General features: G+C 36.5%; 12 protein-coding genes and 1 pseudogene. 7 read left to right on the top strand and 6 right to left on the bottom strand.

Features of this window, described 5'->3' with window-relative positions; translation table 11 throughout:
- Positions 1 to 86 precede the first annotated feature (86 nt).
- The 6 genes and pseudogenes from KBP46_RS01595 to KBP46_RS01620 form a co-directional block, all read right to left on the bottom strand.
- Positions 87 to 1,943 carry a peptidase M61 gene (locus tag KBP46_RS01595; protein WP_062675115.1) on the bottom strand — a complete coding sequence of 619 codons (1,857 nt, stop codon included), beginning with the start codon at positions 1,941 to 1,943 and terminating at the stop codon, positions 87 to 89.
- 133 nt (positions 1,944 to 2,076) lie between these two features.
- Positions 2,077 to 3,708 carry a M1 family metallopeptidase gene (locus KBP46_RS01600; protein WP_216444464.1) on the bottom strand — a complete coding sequence of 544 codons (1,632 nt, stop codon included), beginning with the start codon at positions 3,706 to 3,708 and terminating at the stop codon, positions 2,077 to 2,079.
- Positions 3,709 to 3,841: 133 nt separating this feature from the next.
- A complete protein-coding gene (locus tag KBP46_RS01605; RefSeq protein ID WP_062675113.1) occupies positions 3,842 to 6,802 on the bottom strand; it encodes a reprolysin-like metallopeptidase in 2,961 nt (986 codons plus the stop codon).
- 226 nt (positions 6,803 to 7,028) lie between these two features.
- Positions 7,029 to 7,786 (bottom strand): annotated as a pseudogene (locus KBP46_RS01610) (twin-arginine translocase subunit TatC).
- A gap of 135 nt (positions 7,787 to 7,921) precedes the next feature.
- Positions 7,922 to 8,449 carry a hypothetical protein gene (locus KBP46_RS01615; protein ID WP_216444465.1) on the bottom strand — a complete coding sequence of 176 codons (528 nt, stop codon included), beginning with the start codon at positions 8,447 to 8,449 and terminating at the stop codon, positions 7,922 to 7,924.
- A gap of 69 nt (positions 8,450 to 8,518) precedes the next feature.
- Positions 8,519 to 9,478 carry an SIS domain-containing protein gene (locus tag KBP46_RS01620; RefSeq protein ID WP_062675110.1) on the bottom strand — a complete coding sequence of 320 codons (960 nt, stop codon included), beginning with the start codon at positions 9,476 to 9,478 and terminating at the stop codon, positions 8,519 to 8,521.
- A gap of 158 nt (positions 9,479 to 9,636) precedes the next feature.
- On the opposite strand from KBP46_RS01620, the gene recQ reads away from it, so the two are divergent.
- The 7 genes from recQ (at position 9,637) to KBP46_RS01655 (ending at position 17,470) form a co-directional block, all read left to right on the top strand.
- Entirely contained in the window at positions 9,637 to 11,841 is a 2,205-nt protein-coding gene (gene recQ, locus KBP46_RS01625; protein WP_120231409.1) for a DNA helicase RecQ, read from the top strand.
- A gap of 168 nt (positions 11,842 to 12,009) precedes the next feature.
- Positions 12,010 to 13,095 (top strand): glycosyltransferase, encoded by a 1,086-nt coding sequence (locus KBP46_RS01630; RefSeq protein WP_216444466.1) that lies wholly within the window; start codon positions 12,010 to 12,012, stop codon positions 13,093 to 13,095.
- 76 nt (positions 13,096 to 13,171) lie between these two features.
- A complete protein-coding gene (locus tag KBP46_RS01635) occupies positions 13,172 to 13,516 on the top strand; it encodes a hypothetical protein (protein WP_123279900.1) in 345 nt (114 codons plus the stop codon).
- A gap of 30 nt (positions 13,517 to 13,546) precedes the next feature.
- A complete protein-coding gene (locus KBP46_RS01640) occupies positions 13,547 to 13,933 on the top strand; it encodes a cupin domain-containing protein (protein ID WP_123279899.1) in 387 nt (128 codons plus the stop codon).
- 130 nt (positions 13,934 to 14,063) lie between these two features.
- Positions 14,064 to 15,467, top strand: a complete 1,404-nt coding sequence (gene lpdA / locus KBP46_RS01645) for a dihydrolipoyl dehydrogenase (RefSeq protein ID WP_047429636.1) — start codon at positions 14,064 to 14,066, stop codon at positions 15,465 to 15,467.
- A 120-nt stretch (positions 15,468 to 15,587) separates the two neighbouring features.
- Positions 15,588 to 16,451, top strand: a complete 864-nt coding sequence (locus KBP46_RS01650; protein ID WP_216444467.1) for a DUF4476 domain-containing protein — start codon at positions 15,588 to 15,590, stop codon at positions 16,449 to 16,451.
- Between the two features lie 194 nt (positions 16,452 to 16,645).
- Entirely contained in the window at positions 16,646 to 17,470 is an 825-nt protein-coding gene (locus KBP46_RS01655) for a S1 RNA-binding domain-containing protein (protein ID WP_062675104.1), read from the top strand.
- The last annotated feature ends 7 nt before the right edge of the window (positions 17,471 to 17,477 follow it).

Raw genomic sequence — 17,477 nt, forward strand, 5'->3', positions numbered from 1 at the left:
TTTTCAAAACCTGTTAGGTTTGTATCAAATAATAAAGATCAGCCTAAGAAAAATAAAAAGCGGGGAAATTTTCCCCGCTTTTCTCTTTATTTTTTACCAGTAAGCCACTGGGTCTGTAATTTCAGTTCTTCCGGAGTCGGATTCGCCTTGAATGAAGGGGTTTCCATGGTCATTTTATCCAGAATCGCTTTTCCTTTCAATGTCATTTTCTCTTTCTTACCGGCATTATCTCTTAAAATAGTTACCGTAACTTCCTGTCCGTCTTTAATGGTTCTTGTATAACCAATAAAATCCTGTACTTTTTTGATGTCTACCGTTCTTCCGTCTAAAGCAAGTACCTGGTCAGTGATTTTGAATCCGATACTTTTTGCAAATGGAGATAGTGCAGAATGGTCGTCAAAAGCAAAAGCATTCGTCTTTTCATCAAAACCTGTCTGGTTCGGGTCTTTGATAAACCAGAAAAGAGGCTGGCTTTCCTGCTTTTTAATATCCACACCTACCATGCTCAGATACTGGGCATAAGGTGTTGGCTGGTTTCCTGCAATATATTTGTTATAGAAATCTTTTACCTGAGGATATCCGGTTACCGTTACCAGTTCGTCAATCAGTTTGTCATCTTTGAAAGGTTTGTTTTCACCAAATCTTTGAGACAGTTTTCTGATCATATCACGGTATCCCATTTCTCCGTTGGACAATTTTCTAAGCTCGATGTCTAAGCACATTGCTAAAAGAGCTCCTTTCTCATATACGTTTCTGTACTGATCTTTGTAAGGCTCTACCAATACATTTTTACTCATTACTGTAAATGGCATCGTATCATCATAGCTCTTGGAGTTGGCAATTTTTTCACCAATTCTTTCAAGGAACTGATCTTTGTTGATCAATCCTTCCTGAATCTGGAATAAGTTGGCAAAATATTCCGTTCCGCCTTCGTACATCCATAAGTGCTGAGACATTTTCGGATCCGCATAGTCGAAATAGTGAATCTCTTCTGAATGGGTCTTCAAAGGGTTTACAGTATGGAAAAATTCATGGGAAACCACATCAGTAATGGTATTGTCAATAGCATCTTTCGGCATTGCTTCCGGAAGAACCACACTTGTAGATTCGTGGTGTTCCAATGCTCCGAAGCCTTTTACTTTAGGCCCGTCACCACCAGAAAGATAAAGCATGATGGCATACTTTTTATTGGTGTTCATATCCCCAAGGAATTTCTTTTGGGCAACAACCATTTTTTCAAGATTGTCTTTGAAATCTGCTGCTTTATATTTTCCTGTCGGAGAATATACACCCAGTACAAGATCCATTCCTCCTGCATTGAAGGTAATATAATCTGGCTTTGTATACATCAATGGAGAATCTGTCACCTTAGCATAGTTAGCCAGAGTAAACGTATCTGTACTCTCGGATTTATCCTGATCCACCAACGCTGTGGTTCCGTAAAAATCAGTTGGTTTCTGAACCACCAGCTGATAAGGAACATCCTGCATATTCTCAATATATCCAATGAATCCATGAGTATTAATCATGTATACTTTTCCTTCTTCAATATCAGTTCCTGAAGGAGAAAATACGGCTTTATGCTTTGATGTATCCAATTCATCATCAAAACTGTCATTCACAAGATATGATATTTTGGAAAGTGCCTGAGCATTTTTCAAGGAGTAAGTATTGTCATTTACTTTAGTATAAGTAAGTTCCTTCCCTTTATTATCGTAAAATTTGATTCCTTCGATGAATCTTCCATAGTCGTCTACAGAATAAGTCCCTGGAACCGTTTTGGGGAAATGAAATTTAATATCTCCGGATTTCATTTTCGGAAACTCCATGGTAACGGCTACTTTATCATCTTTTACATTAACAAGGTCAATGGTGGTTTTTATAGACTGAGCATTCGCTAAAAAAGCAGCAAAAATACCAAGGCTAAGTACTGTTTTTCTCATTAGGTTTAAATTAATAGTTAAATAGTTGCTTTTTTTCTGAATTTGTTACGAAGAAAGTATTAAACTTTTCTTAAAATTTCAAGGTTAAAAAGCGAAAAGGCAAATCTGCTGATGTGCGGATTTGCCTTTTTCTTTATTTCGTTTCCTTATAATTGATATAATAGTTCGGATTTAGCTCAACCGGAGTGCTCTTTTTAAGCTTCACAGTCTGCCATTCTTCAGTTGGAGTTATGGTCTGTTCACTATTGATGATGATTGGTAATTTCAGGTTTTTTACCACATCCGTATAACGGAACTTTAAAGTATCACCATTTTGAGCATATTCAAGGGTTGGTATTTTAATGGTTCTCAGATACTGATCAAAGACCGTTGAAAAATCAATTCCTGATTTTGAGGAAATATAATTTTCTACCTGTTGCGTGGTAACCGTCTGATGATAAAAATCTTTATTCAAACCTCTTAAAATCTGTCTGAACTTTTCATCATTATTGATCACCTGTCTTATCGTGTGAAGCATATTGGCTCCTTTCGGGTACATATCTCCGCTGCCTTCATTTCTTACCCCGTACTGGCCAATAACAGGAATGTCATTGTCTATCAATTTCCTGATCCCCTGAACATAGATGTCAGCAGATTTTTTGTCCATATATTTTTCAGTGAAAAGAGTCTCGGAGTAATTGGTGAAACTTTCATGGATCCACATATCAGCCTGGTCTTTTGCGGTAATATTATTGGCGAACCATTCGTGCCCGCTTTCATGAATAATAATGAAGTCCCAGTTTAACCCAACTCCTGTCCCAGAAAGGTCTCTTCCAAGATAGCCGTTCTGATATTTGTTTCCATAGGCTACATTACTCTGATGTTCCATGCCAAGGTGAGGAGACTCTACAAGCTTGTATGAATCTTCATAGAATGGATACGGACCAAACCAGTATTCAAATGCGGAGAGCATAGGTTTCACCTGCTCAAACTGTTTCTTTGCCTTGTCCAGATTATAGTCAATTACCCAATAATCCAGATCCAGTTTTCCTTTTTCACCCTCAAATGTATCTTTGAAGTTTACATATTTTCCTATGCTTGGGATAATGGAGTAGGCGTTGATAGGATTTTTAACCTCCCAGGTATAATTAGTTTTATTTCCGGTTGTTTTTTTATCGGTTAGTCTGCCATTACCTACACCTACCAGATCGTTAGGCGTTACAATTTTCATAATGATCCCGTTATCAGGTTCATCACTCCAGATATCTTTGGTAGGAAGCCATATGGAAGCTCCTATTCCTTCGTCAGCAGCAGTCATCCATGGATTCCCTTTTTCATCTTTCGTGAAAACCCATCCGCCATCCCATGGTGCTTTTTTTGCTATGGTAGGCTTTCCGGAATAGGTAACGTTAATGGTATATTTTTCGCCTTTTTTGAATTTCTTATTCGTTGTAATGAAGATAAAGTCTCCATCTTGTTTATAATTGGCAATAGGAAAATTCCCTTCCACCTTATCCGCTTTCATCGGCTGTTGAAGGTCAATCTGGAAAACAGGATTGGTAACATCTTTTATGATCTCAAAACTGATTTTATTATTTCCTTTAATGCTTTTCTGTTCAAAATCAGGTTCTACAGAAAGATCATATTTTTTGACATCCCAAAAATTTCTGAATTCAGTATTAGAACCTTTTAAAGTATCCTGTTTAGTGAAAACCTTATCCTTTTCAAAGAACTGTCCGAAAACCAGTCCTGATGCAAATAAGAGTGTATATGACAATTTTTTCATTTAAACTTATATTAAATCTTTTCAAAAGTATAAAATTAAATTAATAGCACATGCCGGAAATCAAATTAAATACAGATTTTAAGAAGGTATAAAAAAAGCCCGGTCATTGCCGGGCTGTAAAACTGATTAGGTTTTATTTTTTGATGAATTTCAGATTTGAAGTCGTTCCTTTATCTTCAATTGAAATAATATAAGCTCCTGTACTTAGGTTTGATACAGAGATTTTATTATCATTAATCTGGCCATTCATTACTTTTTGACCAGCCATATTTGTAATGATAAATTGAGCTTTAGATGAAATCTGAGTTACGTTCAATACATCACTTGCCGGGTTAGGGTAGATCTGGATTGAACTCTTATCTTTCACTGTCTCACTGGTAGAAAGCTGTTGCTGAATCAATACCGGATAATCCTCAACTTCACCATACTGCTGGTTGCTACATCCGCTACTTGGTTGACTTTCATACCCTAATACAACTCTCATAATTACGTTTCCTCCGGTATAAGCGTCTGCCGGTACAGAGAATGTTCCGGAAACAGGTGATACGATACTAGGTGCGCTGGTATAGATGACTTCAGAAGAAGAGAATACTCCGTCTTTGTTAAAATCTATCCATGCTGTTACTCCGTCGTTATACTGAGAACCTGTCCATCCTTTGGTGATACTTACATTATTTCCTGTAGATCCGGACATCAGCGTAATCAGTTTTGAAGGATCTGTAGTATAGTCTGTATAAGGTGTATTGCTGCTGCTGTTTGAAACAGGGCTCATACCCGCACCGGTTACTGTAACATTGGAAATATACTCGTCAGCAGCATTTGTTCCTGTGATTGAACACTTAGCAAATGGAGAGGTTGTAAAATTCGTTGATGCTGAATAAGAACCAACAGAAGCACTACAAACATTAGCTACCTGTACTTCATATTGAGTAGCTTCAGTAAGTCCTGAAATGTTATAGGAGTTTGTTGAAACAGGTACTGTAGTCCATGTTGCTGTTCCTACTTTTCTATACATTACAGAGTATGTTGCTCCTACTAACGCTGTCCAGTTTACAGATGCTGAAGTTCTTGTAATACCGGTTACAGTAATTCCTGTTGGAGCAGATGTTGTACAAGCACTCGCAGATGCGGATACAGTAGCATTTCCAATAGCGTAGAATACATTATCAATGGCGCTTACTCTTATTTTTACACTGGCACCTGTTGCCAAAGAGGAGAACGAGAACGGCTCAGATCCGTCATTCGCTGTAGATGGACTGATAACGGTCCATGTAGTTCCATTGTCTGTAGTATAATCTATTTTAACGTTTTGTACATTATAAGGAGCGTTATTGGTGTTTACTACATCCCATGTAACCGCTCCAGGTGTATTATTGTAAACCGTAGTTGATGTTACTTTGAAAGGACCTTCATTTCCTATATCTACTTTCATCAGACTGCTTTGTGTCTGTTGTTGTGCTGCATCCGGATTATTATCTCTCACGGTTACTTTGAAATTCATTGTTCTTGGTATGTTGGATACTGTCTCCCAATCAGAAGCACTGGTAAGAGTACCATTAAGAACATTGGTGAATTTAGGGAAATAACGGGTAGGGGAGGTTGTAGGCATTAGAGATCTGAAATTCGCTCCATTATTTCTGGTTGCACTTACGGGCCCAAAAGCAGATGTAGCCAGATCATATTGTTCCCAGGTATAAGTCATTGGATCATTTTGTGTATCTGTTGCAGAAGCTGTTAACACAAAGGCTGTTCCTTTAGGGATCATTTTATTAGCCATTGGCTGAATAGAAGGAGGTGTATTGGCTACATTCGTAATAATTCCACAGTCCTGAGCATTGACATATGCACCTACTTCTTCAATATTTTTAGTATGAAAATAAGCATCCGAATGCATCTGGACATTGTAGTTTGTAATACCGGCATATCCCATAATGGAAGATCCGGATCCCGGTTCCATATGGGCACCATGTAAAGCAATAGACATAGTGTGTGCTGCACCGAACTGGTGGCCTATCTCATGCGCTACAAAATCGATGTCATAATTGTCTCCAAAAGGCTGATCCGGAGTAGAAGGAGAAGTAATTCCTGCTCCTTTAGAAGTCGCATCATTATTATTTGCAGGGTTTCTGCAGACATTTCCTACATCTCCGGCGCTTCCACCACCACCTCTGTGGCCAAAGAAATGTCCTATATCATAGGCGGCATTACCTACACCGGCAGTATTGGTAAGCGTTTGCTGAAGCTGCAGGTTCCATGCTCCAGGAGCGCTATAGGTTCCGTTTGAATTGGTGATTACATTTGAATAAGGGTCCGTAGCCGGATCTGCAAATATAAGTTGTGGAAGATCCTGTACGATCATATGGATTCCAAAATCTTTTTCAAAAACACCATTTACACGGTTCATTGTAGCGTTAATGCGGGCTGCTGCTGCAGGAACACTTCCGGCAAGTTGCGTATATTCACCGTTTACAGATATCGCAATTCTGTAGGTTCTGTATTTTTGTTCATTACTTTTATTAGCGCTTCCTAAACCCTTTAAAACATTTTTTGTTTTAAGCAGTTTATTCATTTCTTTCTTTGCCTTTTCAGGCTCAGAAGTTCTACATTCAAAAGGATCTTCATGAGATTTGTTGGATTTGAAAAAGACTCCATATACATCCTTTTCTTTATTGATCGGTTCTATGAATTCGTATTTTCCTGTATCAGTATCGAATGTCATAGACTGAAAATCGTTTGGTGCTGTACTGAACCGGATTTGCTTATGCGGATTATCCAGCCCGATACCTGAGTATGCTCCCAATTCATATCTGTCCGCCATAGATTTTTCTACTACCGGCGAACTGTAAACTGAAAATCTTTCAATTCTTCCATCTGCTGTAGGGAGAGAAACGATTACAGCGCTTCCTCCTTTTCCTGCTTCAGGAGCATTCTTTAGTTGATTTCTTAATGCAGAAAGATCAAATTTGTAGGCATATTCTACTTTTACTTCTTTTCTTACGGGCGTAACTTTTTCCAAGACTGGTTCCCAGCGTTGTGCCTGTAAACCACTTAGACTTAAAGCCAATGCACAGACGAAAATAATTCTCTTTTTCATATTTTTTTATTGTTGTTATTGAAGTTTTAAATATAGTGTATTTTTTTTAATCTTTAGTTAGTGATAGATTGTTAATTACTCCCAACTTTATAATTTTAGTTGAATTTTATCGTTATTTTTAATTATATTAAGAATAAATATAATTAAGGTTGATTTTTTTAAATAAAAAAAGTGCTACCATTCAAATTGAATAGTAGCACTTAAGCTTTCTTAGTAAAAAATACTTTTATTTCTGTACTGCAGGAAGATTTGCGTTGCTCTTCTGTACTTTTTTATAAGTGAACGTACACATCATAATACTGAATTCATATAAAATAAGCAGCGGGAATGCGGCCATCAACATACTCAGAACATCTGCCGGGGTAATAATTGCAGCCACTACCATAATCAGAACAATAGCATGACGACGGTAGGTTTTCATAAATGTAGGCGTCAGAATTCCGATGCTCGTAAGGAAGTAGATCAAAATCGGGAAAAGGAAAATAACGCCCATACCCAAAACCACCTGTAAAATAAAGTGGTATAATCACTTAAATCATAAAGCGGAACGATAATGTCTGAGATTTTAAAAATAACCCCGAAATTAACGGCGAACGGAAGTATAAGGAAATAACCGCATAATACTCCGGTCATGAAAAGAATCCATACCGCATTAATAATATAAATAGAGTTTTTTCTTTCTCTCGGATGTAAAGCTGGGCCAATAAAACGCCACAGTTCCCAAACAATATAAGGAAATGCAGCCACCATTCCTCCAAAAATTGAAACAGCCATCATTACATTGAACTGCTGATACAACCTCTGTACACGAACAGGGAAGTCCTTTGGAAGATGAATACTGTCTTCCCCCAAAATCATTCTTGAAAAATGATTAACCACTCTGAAAGTCGGGAAATCATTTCTGGTAGGCCCAAAAAAGATATGGTCCATAATCCAGTTGATATTAAAACCAACCACAAAAGCCGCAATTATGATAGCAATAATCGAACGGATCAGATGCCCTCTTAATTCTCCTATATGTCCAAGGAAGGACATGTCTTTACCATCACTCACAGAATAAAATTTTAAAGCGCAAATTTATAAAATATTTAATTAAATGACGGATGTTGGTTTTTAAAATTATCGAGGTACATATAAAGCAAAATCAAAATCCCTTTCTTTAATATCCATTTCTGTTAAAAGGTCTTCTGCGGCTACGTTGATTTTTTTCCACCTTTCATCATGGCTAAGATCTATTGATTCGAAAACCCATTCTTCTTCTGTGACTTCATCCGACACCTTTTTAAAATCTGATATTTTCTGTCTCAGTGATTCGTTGATGAACTTATTCCTGAATAACGATTCTATTTCTTCGCTGTATGAGAATATACGCAAATCATCTCCGATATCTGTCAGAGACAGGCAGTCTGCAACAGAATGAAACTTTTTATCATCATAAGTACAGAAGATCAGGCATCGTATGACACGATCAAAATAGTCCTGACTTTTTTGATCATAGTACAAATTTCTATCATGAGTAGAATATTCAGGCCTATGATCAGGTTCCAACGGAAAATGATGTACCTTATTACTTTGTGAATCCTGATAGTCAAGATATTTTTTCAAAAATATTGGGAATAAAATCAGTAAGTAAACAATAATCATCATAATACCTTAAAAATATTTAATTAAAATGCTGATCCGAAGGTATAATGCCTGAAATCTATTATTTGAATTCTAGTTAATCCCTTCGTCCAGCAGTTTATGCAGGTCTATAATCCCGAAATATTTTCCGTTTTCCGTTACTACAAGTTGGCCGATATTATTTTCTTTCAGAACTTTCATGGCTTCTTTAGCCAGAGCTTCCTTTTCAATTGTTCTTGGACGGGCAGACATGATATCTTTAGCCAATACTTTACTGATATCTTCTCCTTTCATCAGCATTCTTCTTAAATCTCCGTCTGTGATAACACCAATAATCTGATCTTCATTGGTCACGACTGTAATTCCGTGGCTTGAAGCACTGATGGAAATGATGACATCTCTTATCGAAGAATCTTCTGTTACCTGAGGTTTTTGGGAAGAAAGAAACTGTTCTACTTTAGACGTAAGATTCTTTCCTAGGCTTCCTCCAGGGTGAAATTTGGCGAAATCATTAGCTTTAAAATCGTTCAGTTCCATTAAAGCAACAGCTAAAGCATCTCCCAAAGCCATTTGTATAGTTGTAGAACTTGTAGGAGCCAGTTTATTCGGGCACGCTTCAACGTCCACATGAGTATCCAGAATAACTTCTGAAAACTCAGCCAGTTTACTGGATTTATTTCCCGTCATTCCGATCAAAGCAGAAGAATAATCTTTTAAATAAGGAACCAGATTGGCAATTTCAGGAGAATTTCCGGAATTGGAGATGCATAAAACAACATCCTGTTTCTGAATAACTCCAAGATCTCCATGAATAGCTTCCGAAGCATGTAAAAACTGAGAAGGTGTACCTGTAGAATTTAAGGTAGCCACAATTTTGTTACCCACATGGGCAGATTTCCCTATTCCTACTACAATGAGCTTTCCTTTTGCCGAGTGAATGATCTCTACAGCCTGGGCAAATTGGTCATCAATTCTGTTTTTTAATTTTTCAAGTTCAGAAATTTCTATTTCTAAAGTGCTTTTTGCAATTGATATAATGTTGGTTCTATCCATTTTACGATGATAAGGTATACAAAAAAGTTTATAAAAAACGTTATATTTTAAAAAGAATATTTAATATAAATTTTATTTTTTATAAATTCGTTCGCTTTTATTTTAAGCAGAATTTTTATAACTTTGGGTGAGATGCAAATTTAGCAATAGAAAATTAGATGAGCGCAAAAAAAGCCAATTTATCAGGCGAATTGAAAAAGTATTTTGGGTTTTCTACATTTAAGGGCCAGCAGGAACAGATTATAGATAACCTATTGAATGGGAAGGATATATTTGTTTTAATGCCTACAGGTGGCGGAAAATCATTATGTTACCAGCTTCCGGCTCTTATTTCGGAAGGAACAGCAATAGTAGTTTCGCCCTTAATAGCGTTGATGAAAAATCAGGTAGATGCCGTGAACGGCCTTTCATCTGATGATGGGGTAGCACACGTACTGAATTCATCATTAAACAAAACGCAGACCAAACAGGTTTTTGACGATATCAAAAGCGGCAAAACCAAACTTCTGTATGTAGCTCCTGAATCATTAATTAAAGATGATTACCTGGATTTTTTGAAAGAAGTGAAAATTTCTTTCTTTGCTATCGACGAGGCTCACTGTATTTCAGAGTGGGGACATGATTTCAGACCGGAATACAGAAATCTGAAACAGATTATTGACAAAATCGCCAATGTACCGGTGATTGCTTTAACGGCTACTGCTACTCCTAAGGTTCAGGATGATATCCAGAAAACTTTAGGAATGACCAATGCATTGGTATTTAAAGAAAGTTTTAACCGTCCTAATCTATATTATGAAGTATGTCCTAAAATCAATGTAGATAAGGAAATCGTTAAATTTATCAATCAGCATAAAGGGAAATCAGGAATTGTTTATTGTCTGAGCCGTAGAAAAGTGGAAGAATTTGCCCAGCTTCTGCAGGTAAATGGCATCAACGCTCTACCTTATCATGCCGGTCTTGACCAAAAAGTGAGAGTAGCGAATCAGGATAAATTCCTGATGGAAGAAGTAGATGTAATTGTGGCTACCATTGCCTTCGGGATGGGAATTGATAAACCGGATGTCCGTTTTGTCATTCATTACGACTTCCCGAAATCATTGGAAAGCTATTATCAGGAAACCGGAAGAGCGGGAAGAGATGGAGGCGAAGGTCATTGTCTGGCATTCTATGATCCAAAGGATATCGAAAAACTGGAGAAATTCCTGGCTCAAAAACCCGTTTCAGAAAGAGAGATCGGATTACAGCTTTTGAATGAAGTGGTAGGTTATGCCGAAACTTCCATGAGCAGAAGACAATATATTCTATACTATTTTGGAGAAAGTTTCGATCCGGTAAACGGAGACGGAGCCAAGATGTGTGACAATTCATCCAATCCACCAAAATTAAAGGATGCTACAGCAGATTTAAAAAAGGCGCTGGAGCTGATCAGTGATACAGGAGAAAAATTCAAATCTAAAGACCTGATTTCCGTTATCGTAGGAAAAGAAAATGCGGTAACAAAATCTTATAAGCTGGAACAAAGTTCTCATTTTGGTTTTGGGAAAGACGAAAAAGATAATTACTGGAAAACAATTTTGAGACAGGCCACTGTTCAGAATTTTTTACAGAAAGATATTGAAACCTACGGGGTTTTAAAAATTACAGAGAAAGGAAAAAGTGTACTGAATGGTAAATCTAAAGACATCTTTTTAATTGCTGAAGACCGTGAATTTGATCTTACTCAGGCAAAAGCTGAGAGCGACCAGGTACAGCAGCAGGCTGGAGGAGGGCTGGATCAGAACCTTTTCAACCTGTTGAAAGAATTAAGAAAGAAAGTAGCCAAAAAACACGGAATTCCACCATACACCGTATTTATGGATCCAAGTTTGGAGGATATGACGGTTCAGTATCCAATAAGTGTAGATGAGATCACCAAAATCTATGGTGTAGGTGAAGGAAAAGCCAAAAAATATGGTAAAGAATTCGCAGATTACATCAAAACATACGTAGAAGATAACAATATCGAACGTACTCAGGATATGGTATTAAAACAGGTGGCCAATAAATCCAGCCATAAAGTTTTCATCATCCAGAGCACTGATAAAAAGATTGACCTTGAAGATATAGCAAGAGCTAAAAACCTTTCTATGGATGAACTTCTTAAAGAAATGGAAAGAATTGTCTATCAGGGAACAAAACTGAATATCGATTACTATATTGAAGATAATTTTGATGAAGACATTGTAGACGGATTCATGGAATTCATGAACGAATCTGAAAGCGACAGTATGAAAGTATTGCTGGATGAATTCGGGGATGAATTATCTGATGAAGAAGTAAGAATGTTGAGAATTAAATTCATCAGTGACGTAGCAAATTAAGAAAATATTAATTAAATAAAGTAAGCTTTTCATTAGAAAGGCTTACTTTATTTTTATAGCGTATTAGATTTTAAAGCTAAGTTAATTTCTGTTAATTGCCATCAAAACAGTAATCTTCATCCTTCCGATATTTGACTTTTAACCAAACTTTTTAGTAACTTTGATAAGATGAAAAAAATATCTGTCATATTTATTCTGCCGGACTTAGAAACCGGGGGCGCAGAAAGGATTGTTACCACAATAGCGAATCATCTTTCCAGAGATAGGTTTGAGCCTAAGATTTTGCTGTTACGTAAACAAGGCGGATATTTGAATTTTCTGAAAAAAGATGTAGAAATTATCGATATCAATACCGAAAGAATAAGACATTCTTTAAAACCCATTTTAGGAGAAATCTATAGAAGGAAACCAGATATTGTATTCTCCGGTTTTGGTGAAGTAAATGCTTATTTGTCCCTGTTCATAAAACTTTTTCCAAGAACAAAATTCATTGCAAGGGAAACTAATGTGGTGACTCAGCATGTAACCCGCAAAGAGATTAAGTTTTTCTATAATTTTTACAATAACTATCAGAGAATCATTGCTCAAAGTGATGATATGATGAAAGATCTTGTGGATAATTTTAATATTAAAAAGAAAAAAATTATCAAAATCAATAATCCTGTAGACTTTGATTTTATTGAAGATAAAATGGCTGTTTCTTTAAAACCTGAATTTTTCAAATACAATTATAAAAATGTAGTGGCCATTGGAAATCTGTCTTCCAGAAAAGGGTTTGATAACTTGCTGAAAGTTTTTTCAAGGCTGAAGAATGAAAACATTATGCTTCATATTTTAGGAGATGGAAAAGACAAAGATCTTCTGCTTCAGACAAAAGAGCTTTTAGGATTGAAAAAAGTGATTTTCCACGGCAGACAGGAAAATCCCTACCAATATCTGAAATATGCAGATTTATTTGTGCTTTCTTCACGATACGAAGGTTTTCCCAACGTTCTTCTGGAAGCAGGAGCGTGCGGAACTTATTCTTTAGCCAATAACTGTCCAGGCGGAATCAATGAAATCATCCAGCATAATGTAAATGGTGAAGTTGCCAATATTGAAAACTATGATGGCTTTGCCCAGCAGATCGTAAAGGTACTGCAGAGCAATTATAACAGAGATGCCATAAAAAACTCTATTAAATCAAGGTTCTCGAAGAATATTATTCTGGATAAATATGAAAAGGTTTTGTTGGATCTGATCAAACCTTCATAGCCCTATTTGCTTTATAGGGTGTTAATTTCTTACTTTTGGAGTTATAAATTTTATCTGAAAACCAATTTTTTCATTCATGAATAAAATCCAAAAATTAGGATGCGCCTGCGAGAAACCGAACTCCAGCTATACAGAATATAGAAGCTCAGCATTAGGAATTGATCATACCAACGGAAGATATGGAGAAGTAACGATTCAACAGTGCAAGTTGTGCCAAAGAATATGGATTCATTATTTTGTGGAATATGAGCATTATCCCAAATCAGGGAGATGGTACAAAGGAATTGTTTCGAAAAAAGACCGTCCTCAGATCACTCCTGAAAATGCAGTAGAATTTCTGGAAAGCCTTGAATGGTATGTGTATGGTGGTTCATTTTTTGAAAGTACAGGCGAATTCGGACAGGGAAAATTGAATCTGTAATATTTGTATTGATTTAATAATATCAAATCCATGAAACCATTTATCATTGTTATTTTGATGCTGAATACTGTTGTAATGACGGCTCAGCAGAAGTCCATTTCCAGAAAAGAATTGTTAAAAACAGCTCTTGATCAGAAAATGAAATCTACCGAAATTCAGGAAATTACAATGGCCGCCGGACAAGGAGCTCCTGAACATCTTCATCCCTGTCCCGTTTTGGGAATCATCAATTCCGGTGAAGCTGTTTTTCAGATCCAAGGGAAAGAAAAAGTGATACTTCATGAGGGAGATGCTTTTTACGAACCTAAAAATGTGAAAATCCTTCATTTTGACAATGCATCATCTGACAAACCTCTTGTGTTTACCGCAATTTATCTCAAAAAAGGGAATGAAGAAAATATAAAGTTCATAAAATAATACTTTTCATCAAACTAAAGCATATAATTATCATTTTTAAAATTGATAAAACTCACTTTGGTGCTTGGTAATTTATATGTAAATTTGTGAGAATTAAGATAGATAATAATAAACAAATTCATACAATAACATGAGTCAATTCGATGTTACCGTAATAGGTTCTGGTCCCGGTGGTTATGTTGCTGCTATCCGTGCAGCACAATTAGGTTTCAAAACAGCAATTATTGAAAAATATTCAACTTTAGGCGGAACTTGTCTTAACGTTGGATGTATTCCGTCAAAAGCGCTTCTTGACAGCTCTGAGCATTTCGAAAATGCAAAACACAATTTTGCAGGTCACGGAATCATCATTAACGAGCCTCAAGCAGATATCGCGAGAATGATCGAGCGTAAAAACGAAGTGATCAAGCAGAATACAGACGGAATCAGCTATCTGATGAACAAAAATCAGATTACTGTTTTTGAAGGAGTAGGAAGCTTCGAATCTGCTACTCAGATTAAAGTGACAAAAAACGACGGTTCTTCTGAAACGATCGAGTCTAAATATACCATTATTGCAACAGGTTCTAAACCATCTACATTACCTTTCATCTCTTTAGACAAAGAAAGAGTGATTACTTCTACGGAAGCTTTAAACCTTAAAGAAATTCCTAAGCACTTAGTAGTAATCGGTGGTGGAGTTATCGGTCTTGAACTAGGTTCTGTATACCTTAGATTAGGAGCTCAGGTAACTGTTGTTGAATTTATGGATAAAATCATCCCTGGAATGGATGGAGCTTTAAGCAAAGAATTGACTAAAGTTCTTAAGAAACAAGGAATGAAGTTTATGCTTTCTACTGCGGTTTCTGCAGTTGAAAGAAACGGAGATACTGTAAAGATCACGGCTAAAGATAAAAAAGGTGAAGAAGTAGTTGTAGAAGGAGATTACTGTTTGGTTTCTGTAGGTAGAAAACCTTACACAGACGGTCTTGGTCTTGAAAAAGCAGGTGTTGAACTTGACGAAAGAGGAAGAGTAAAAGTAAACGACCACTTACAGACGAATGTTGCTAATATCTATGCAATTGGTGACGTTATCAAAGGTGCGATGCTGGCTCACAAAGCTGAAGAAGAAGGAGTTTTCGTTGCTGAAACATTGGCAGGACAAAAGCCTCACATCAACTATAACCTGATTCCTGGTGTTGTTTATACATGGCCGGAAGTTGCTGGAGTTGGTAAAACTGAAGAGCAGCTAAAAGAAGAAGGTGTTGCTTACAAAGTAGGATCTTTCCCGATGAGAGCTTTAGGTAGAAGCCGTGCAAGTGGTGATATCGACGGTCTTGTGAAGATTATTGCAGACGAAAAAACAGATGAGGTTTTAGGAATGCACATCGTAGGAGCAAGAGCTGCTGACCTTATTGCTGAAGGAGTAATTGCTATGGAATTCCGTGCAAGTGCTGAAGACATCGCAAGAAGTTCACACGCTCACCCAACCTATGCAGAAGCGATCAAAGAAGCTGCATTGGATGCTACGGCAAAAAGACCTATTCATATGTAATATCTGATTAAAAGATTTAATCATTTAAATATTTAAAATTAAAGGCTGTTTCTTATGGAAACAGCTTTTTTTGTGGTGCTTTTGGCATGAAAATGGAGATCGTATTTGAAAATTTAATGTATGAAAAAGATTTTTATCAGTTGGATGCTTTTGGCGGGAATCAGTTCATGGGCACAGGAAGCAGGAAAGGCAGGAGAATTATTAAAAAATGAGGCTTCCACTACAGAAATGAGAACCTCTAAAAGCCCGGATGAAAGAAATAAAACTTTTGATCAACCGAGATCTGGAAATAATACAACTCTGAAAAGAGGAAATGAAAATAGAATAAAAAATCCTAATTATCAATGGAACAGAAACTACGGTTATGCAGAAGTTTTTCTGAGAATTCCTGAACAGGGATTTTTTACTGTGGAAGTTGGTGATCAGATGATGGCAAACGGTTCAGGGAAGTATAGGTTCTTTGATTTATCATCAGGGAGAATGCCCATTTCAATCTATGAGAATGGCTTTCTGATCTATAGAACAACATTGATTCTTCGTAATAACAACAGAATGGTGCTGGATTTCTTTACCAACGAAGGTCTCTATCTTCTGGATTCTTATCCTGTGCAAAATCAATATGGATTTAATGACTGGAACGATATCTGGAACAATCCTTACGGAAATCATTCCGGAGACTGGTCTCTTCAGGGAAATGTGATGGATAATCATTCTTTCCGCCAGTTTTTTGATATGATGATGAACAATGAGAGTTTTGATGAAGGGAAAATTAAGATGATCAATCAGCAGATGCGTACCTCTATGTTTACTTCAGTACAAATAAGAGATCTGGTGAAAGCGCTCAGTTTTGATAATAAGAAATTGGCACTCGCTAAATCGATGTACCAGAATTGTGCAGATAAAGACCGTTATTTCTTGGTTTATGATGCTTTTGATTTTGAAAGCAGCAAACGTGAGCTGATGGATTATATTTCGAACTTATAATGTTCAATAGAAACGGGCTTTAGACCATTTATTTTATACAATCAATTCATTGGCTTCAGCCAAAACATATCTTTAAAACATTACATTTTTCATAGTTTCATAACTTTTTGTAAAGCAATTAAAACAATAATAATTATATAGACTAGGATAGCATCTTCAAATTTCCGTACCTTTGTCAGCTAATTTTATCATCAATGCAACTCGGAAAAACTCAAACTTTAACAATTTCAGAAAAAATTAATTCAGGATGGATCCTCGTAGATGAATCCGGTGAAAAGGCTTTTCTACCCAAAATCTTTATTCAGGATGAAAAAGAAACAGGTGAGGATGTTGAAGTTTTTGTGTATCAGGATGACGATAAATTAAAAGCAACTACTGAGATCCCATTGGCAGAAGTAGGTGAATTTGCAGTAATGAGCTGTGTGCAAAGTCTTCCGAGCGGGGCTTTTATGGACTGGGGAATCATTAAAGATTTATTTATTCCTTACAAGCAGCAGAAAACCAAAATCATCGAAGGCAAAAGATATCTGGTTTATATTTATGTAGACGAAGATATGGAACTGATTACCGGTACCACGAAGTTCAAGAGAAATCCTCAGTATGATGAACTTCCGTTCACAAAAGGGGATAAGGTAGATCTGATTATGATGAATGAAAGTGAACTGGGCTGGAATGTGATCATCAACAAACAATACATTGGTTTGATCTATGCTTCCGATGTTTTCAAAAAATTATATCCGTTGTCAGAAGAAACAGGATTTATCAAAGCGATCCGTGAAGACGGTAAAATAGATGTTTCTTTACAGCCGGAAGGATTTGAAAATATTGACGAGTTTAAACAAAAGATTCTGAACAAACTGGAAGAAAACTACGGACTTCTGTATGTTTCTGATAAATCATCTCCCGAAGAGATTAAAGATGAACTTCAGATGAGTAAGAAAAATTTTAAAAAAGCAATCGGAGGACTTTATAAAGATAAGATCATCGATATTTCAGACGATAAGATCAAATTATTATAAAAACAAA

The organism is Chryseobacterium sp. PCH239 (assembly GCF_018924625.1).
GTDB classification, from domain to species: Bacteria; Bacteroidota; Bacteroidia; order Flavobacteriales; family Weeksellaceae; genus Chryseobacterium; species Chryseobacterium cucumeris.

What these genes read in the sequence shown, in the direction of transcription:
- KBP46_RS01595 (WP_062675115.1), bottom strand. Translation starts at nt 1,943, where the DNA reads ATGAGAAAAACAGTACTTAGCCTTGGTATTTTTGCTGCTTTTTTAGCG.
- KBP46_RS01600 (WP_216444464.1), bottom strand. Translation starts at nt 3,708, where the DNA reads ATGAAAAAATTGTCATATACACTCTTATTTGCATCAGGACTGGTTTTC.
- KBP46_RS01605 (WP_062675113.1), bottom strand. Translation starts at nt 6,802, where the DNA reads ATGAAAAAGAGAATTATTTTCGTCTGTGCATTGGCTTTAAGTCTAAGT.
- KBP46_RS01615 (WP_216444465.1), bottom strand. Translation starts at nt 8,449, where the DNA reads ATGATGATTATTGTTTACTTACTGATTTTATTCCCAATATTTTTGAAA.
- KBP46_RS01620 (WP_062675110.1), bottom strand. Translation starts at nt 9,478, where the DNA reads ATGGATAGAACCAACATTATATCAATTGCAAAAAGCACTTTAGAAATA.
- recQ (WP_120231409.1), top strand. Translation starts at nt 9,637, where the DNA reads ATGAGCGCAAAAAAAGCCAATTTATCAGGCGAATTGAAAAAGTATTTT.
- KBP46_RS01630 (WP_216444466.1), top strand. Translation starts at nt 12,010, where the DNA reads ATGAAAAAAATATCTGTCATATTTATTCTGCCGGACTTAGAAACCGGG.
- KBP46_RS01635 (WP_123279900.1), top strand. Translation starts at nt 13,172, where the DNA reads ATGAATAAAATCCAAAAATTAGGATGCGCCTGCGAGAAACCGAACTCC.
- KBP46_RS01640 (WP_123279899.1), top strand. Translation starts at nt 13,547, where the DNA reads ATGAAACCATTTATCATTGTTATTTTGATGCTGAATACTGTTGTAATG.
- lpdA (WP_047429636.1), top strand. Translation starts at nt 14,064, where the DNA reads ATGAGTCAATTCGATGTTACCGTAATAGGTTCTGGTCCCGGTGGTTAT.
- KBP46_RS01650 (WP_216444467.1), top strand. Translation starts at nt 15,588, where the DNA reads ATGAAAAAGATTTTTATCAGTTGGATGCTTTTGGCGGGAATCAGTTCA.
- KBP46_RS01655 (WP_062675104.1), top strand. Translation starts at nt 16,646, where the DNA reads ATGCAACTCGGAAAAACTCAAACTTTAACAATTTCAGAAAAAATTAAT.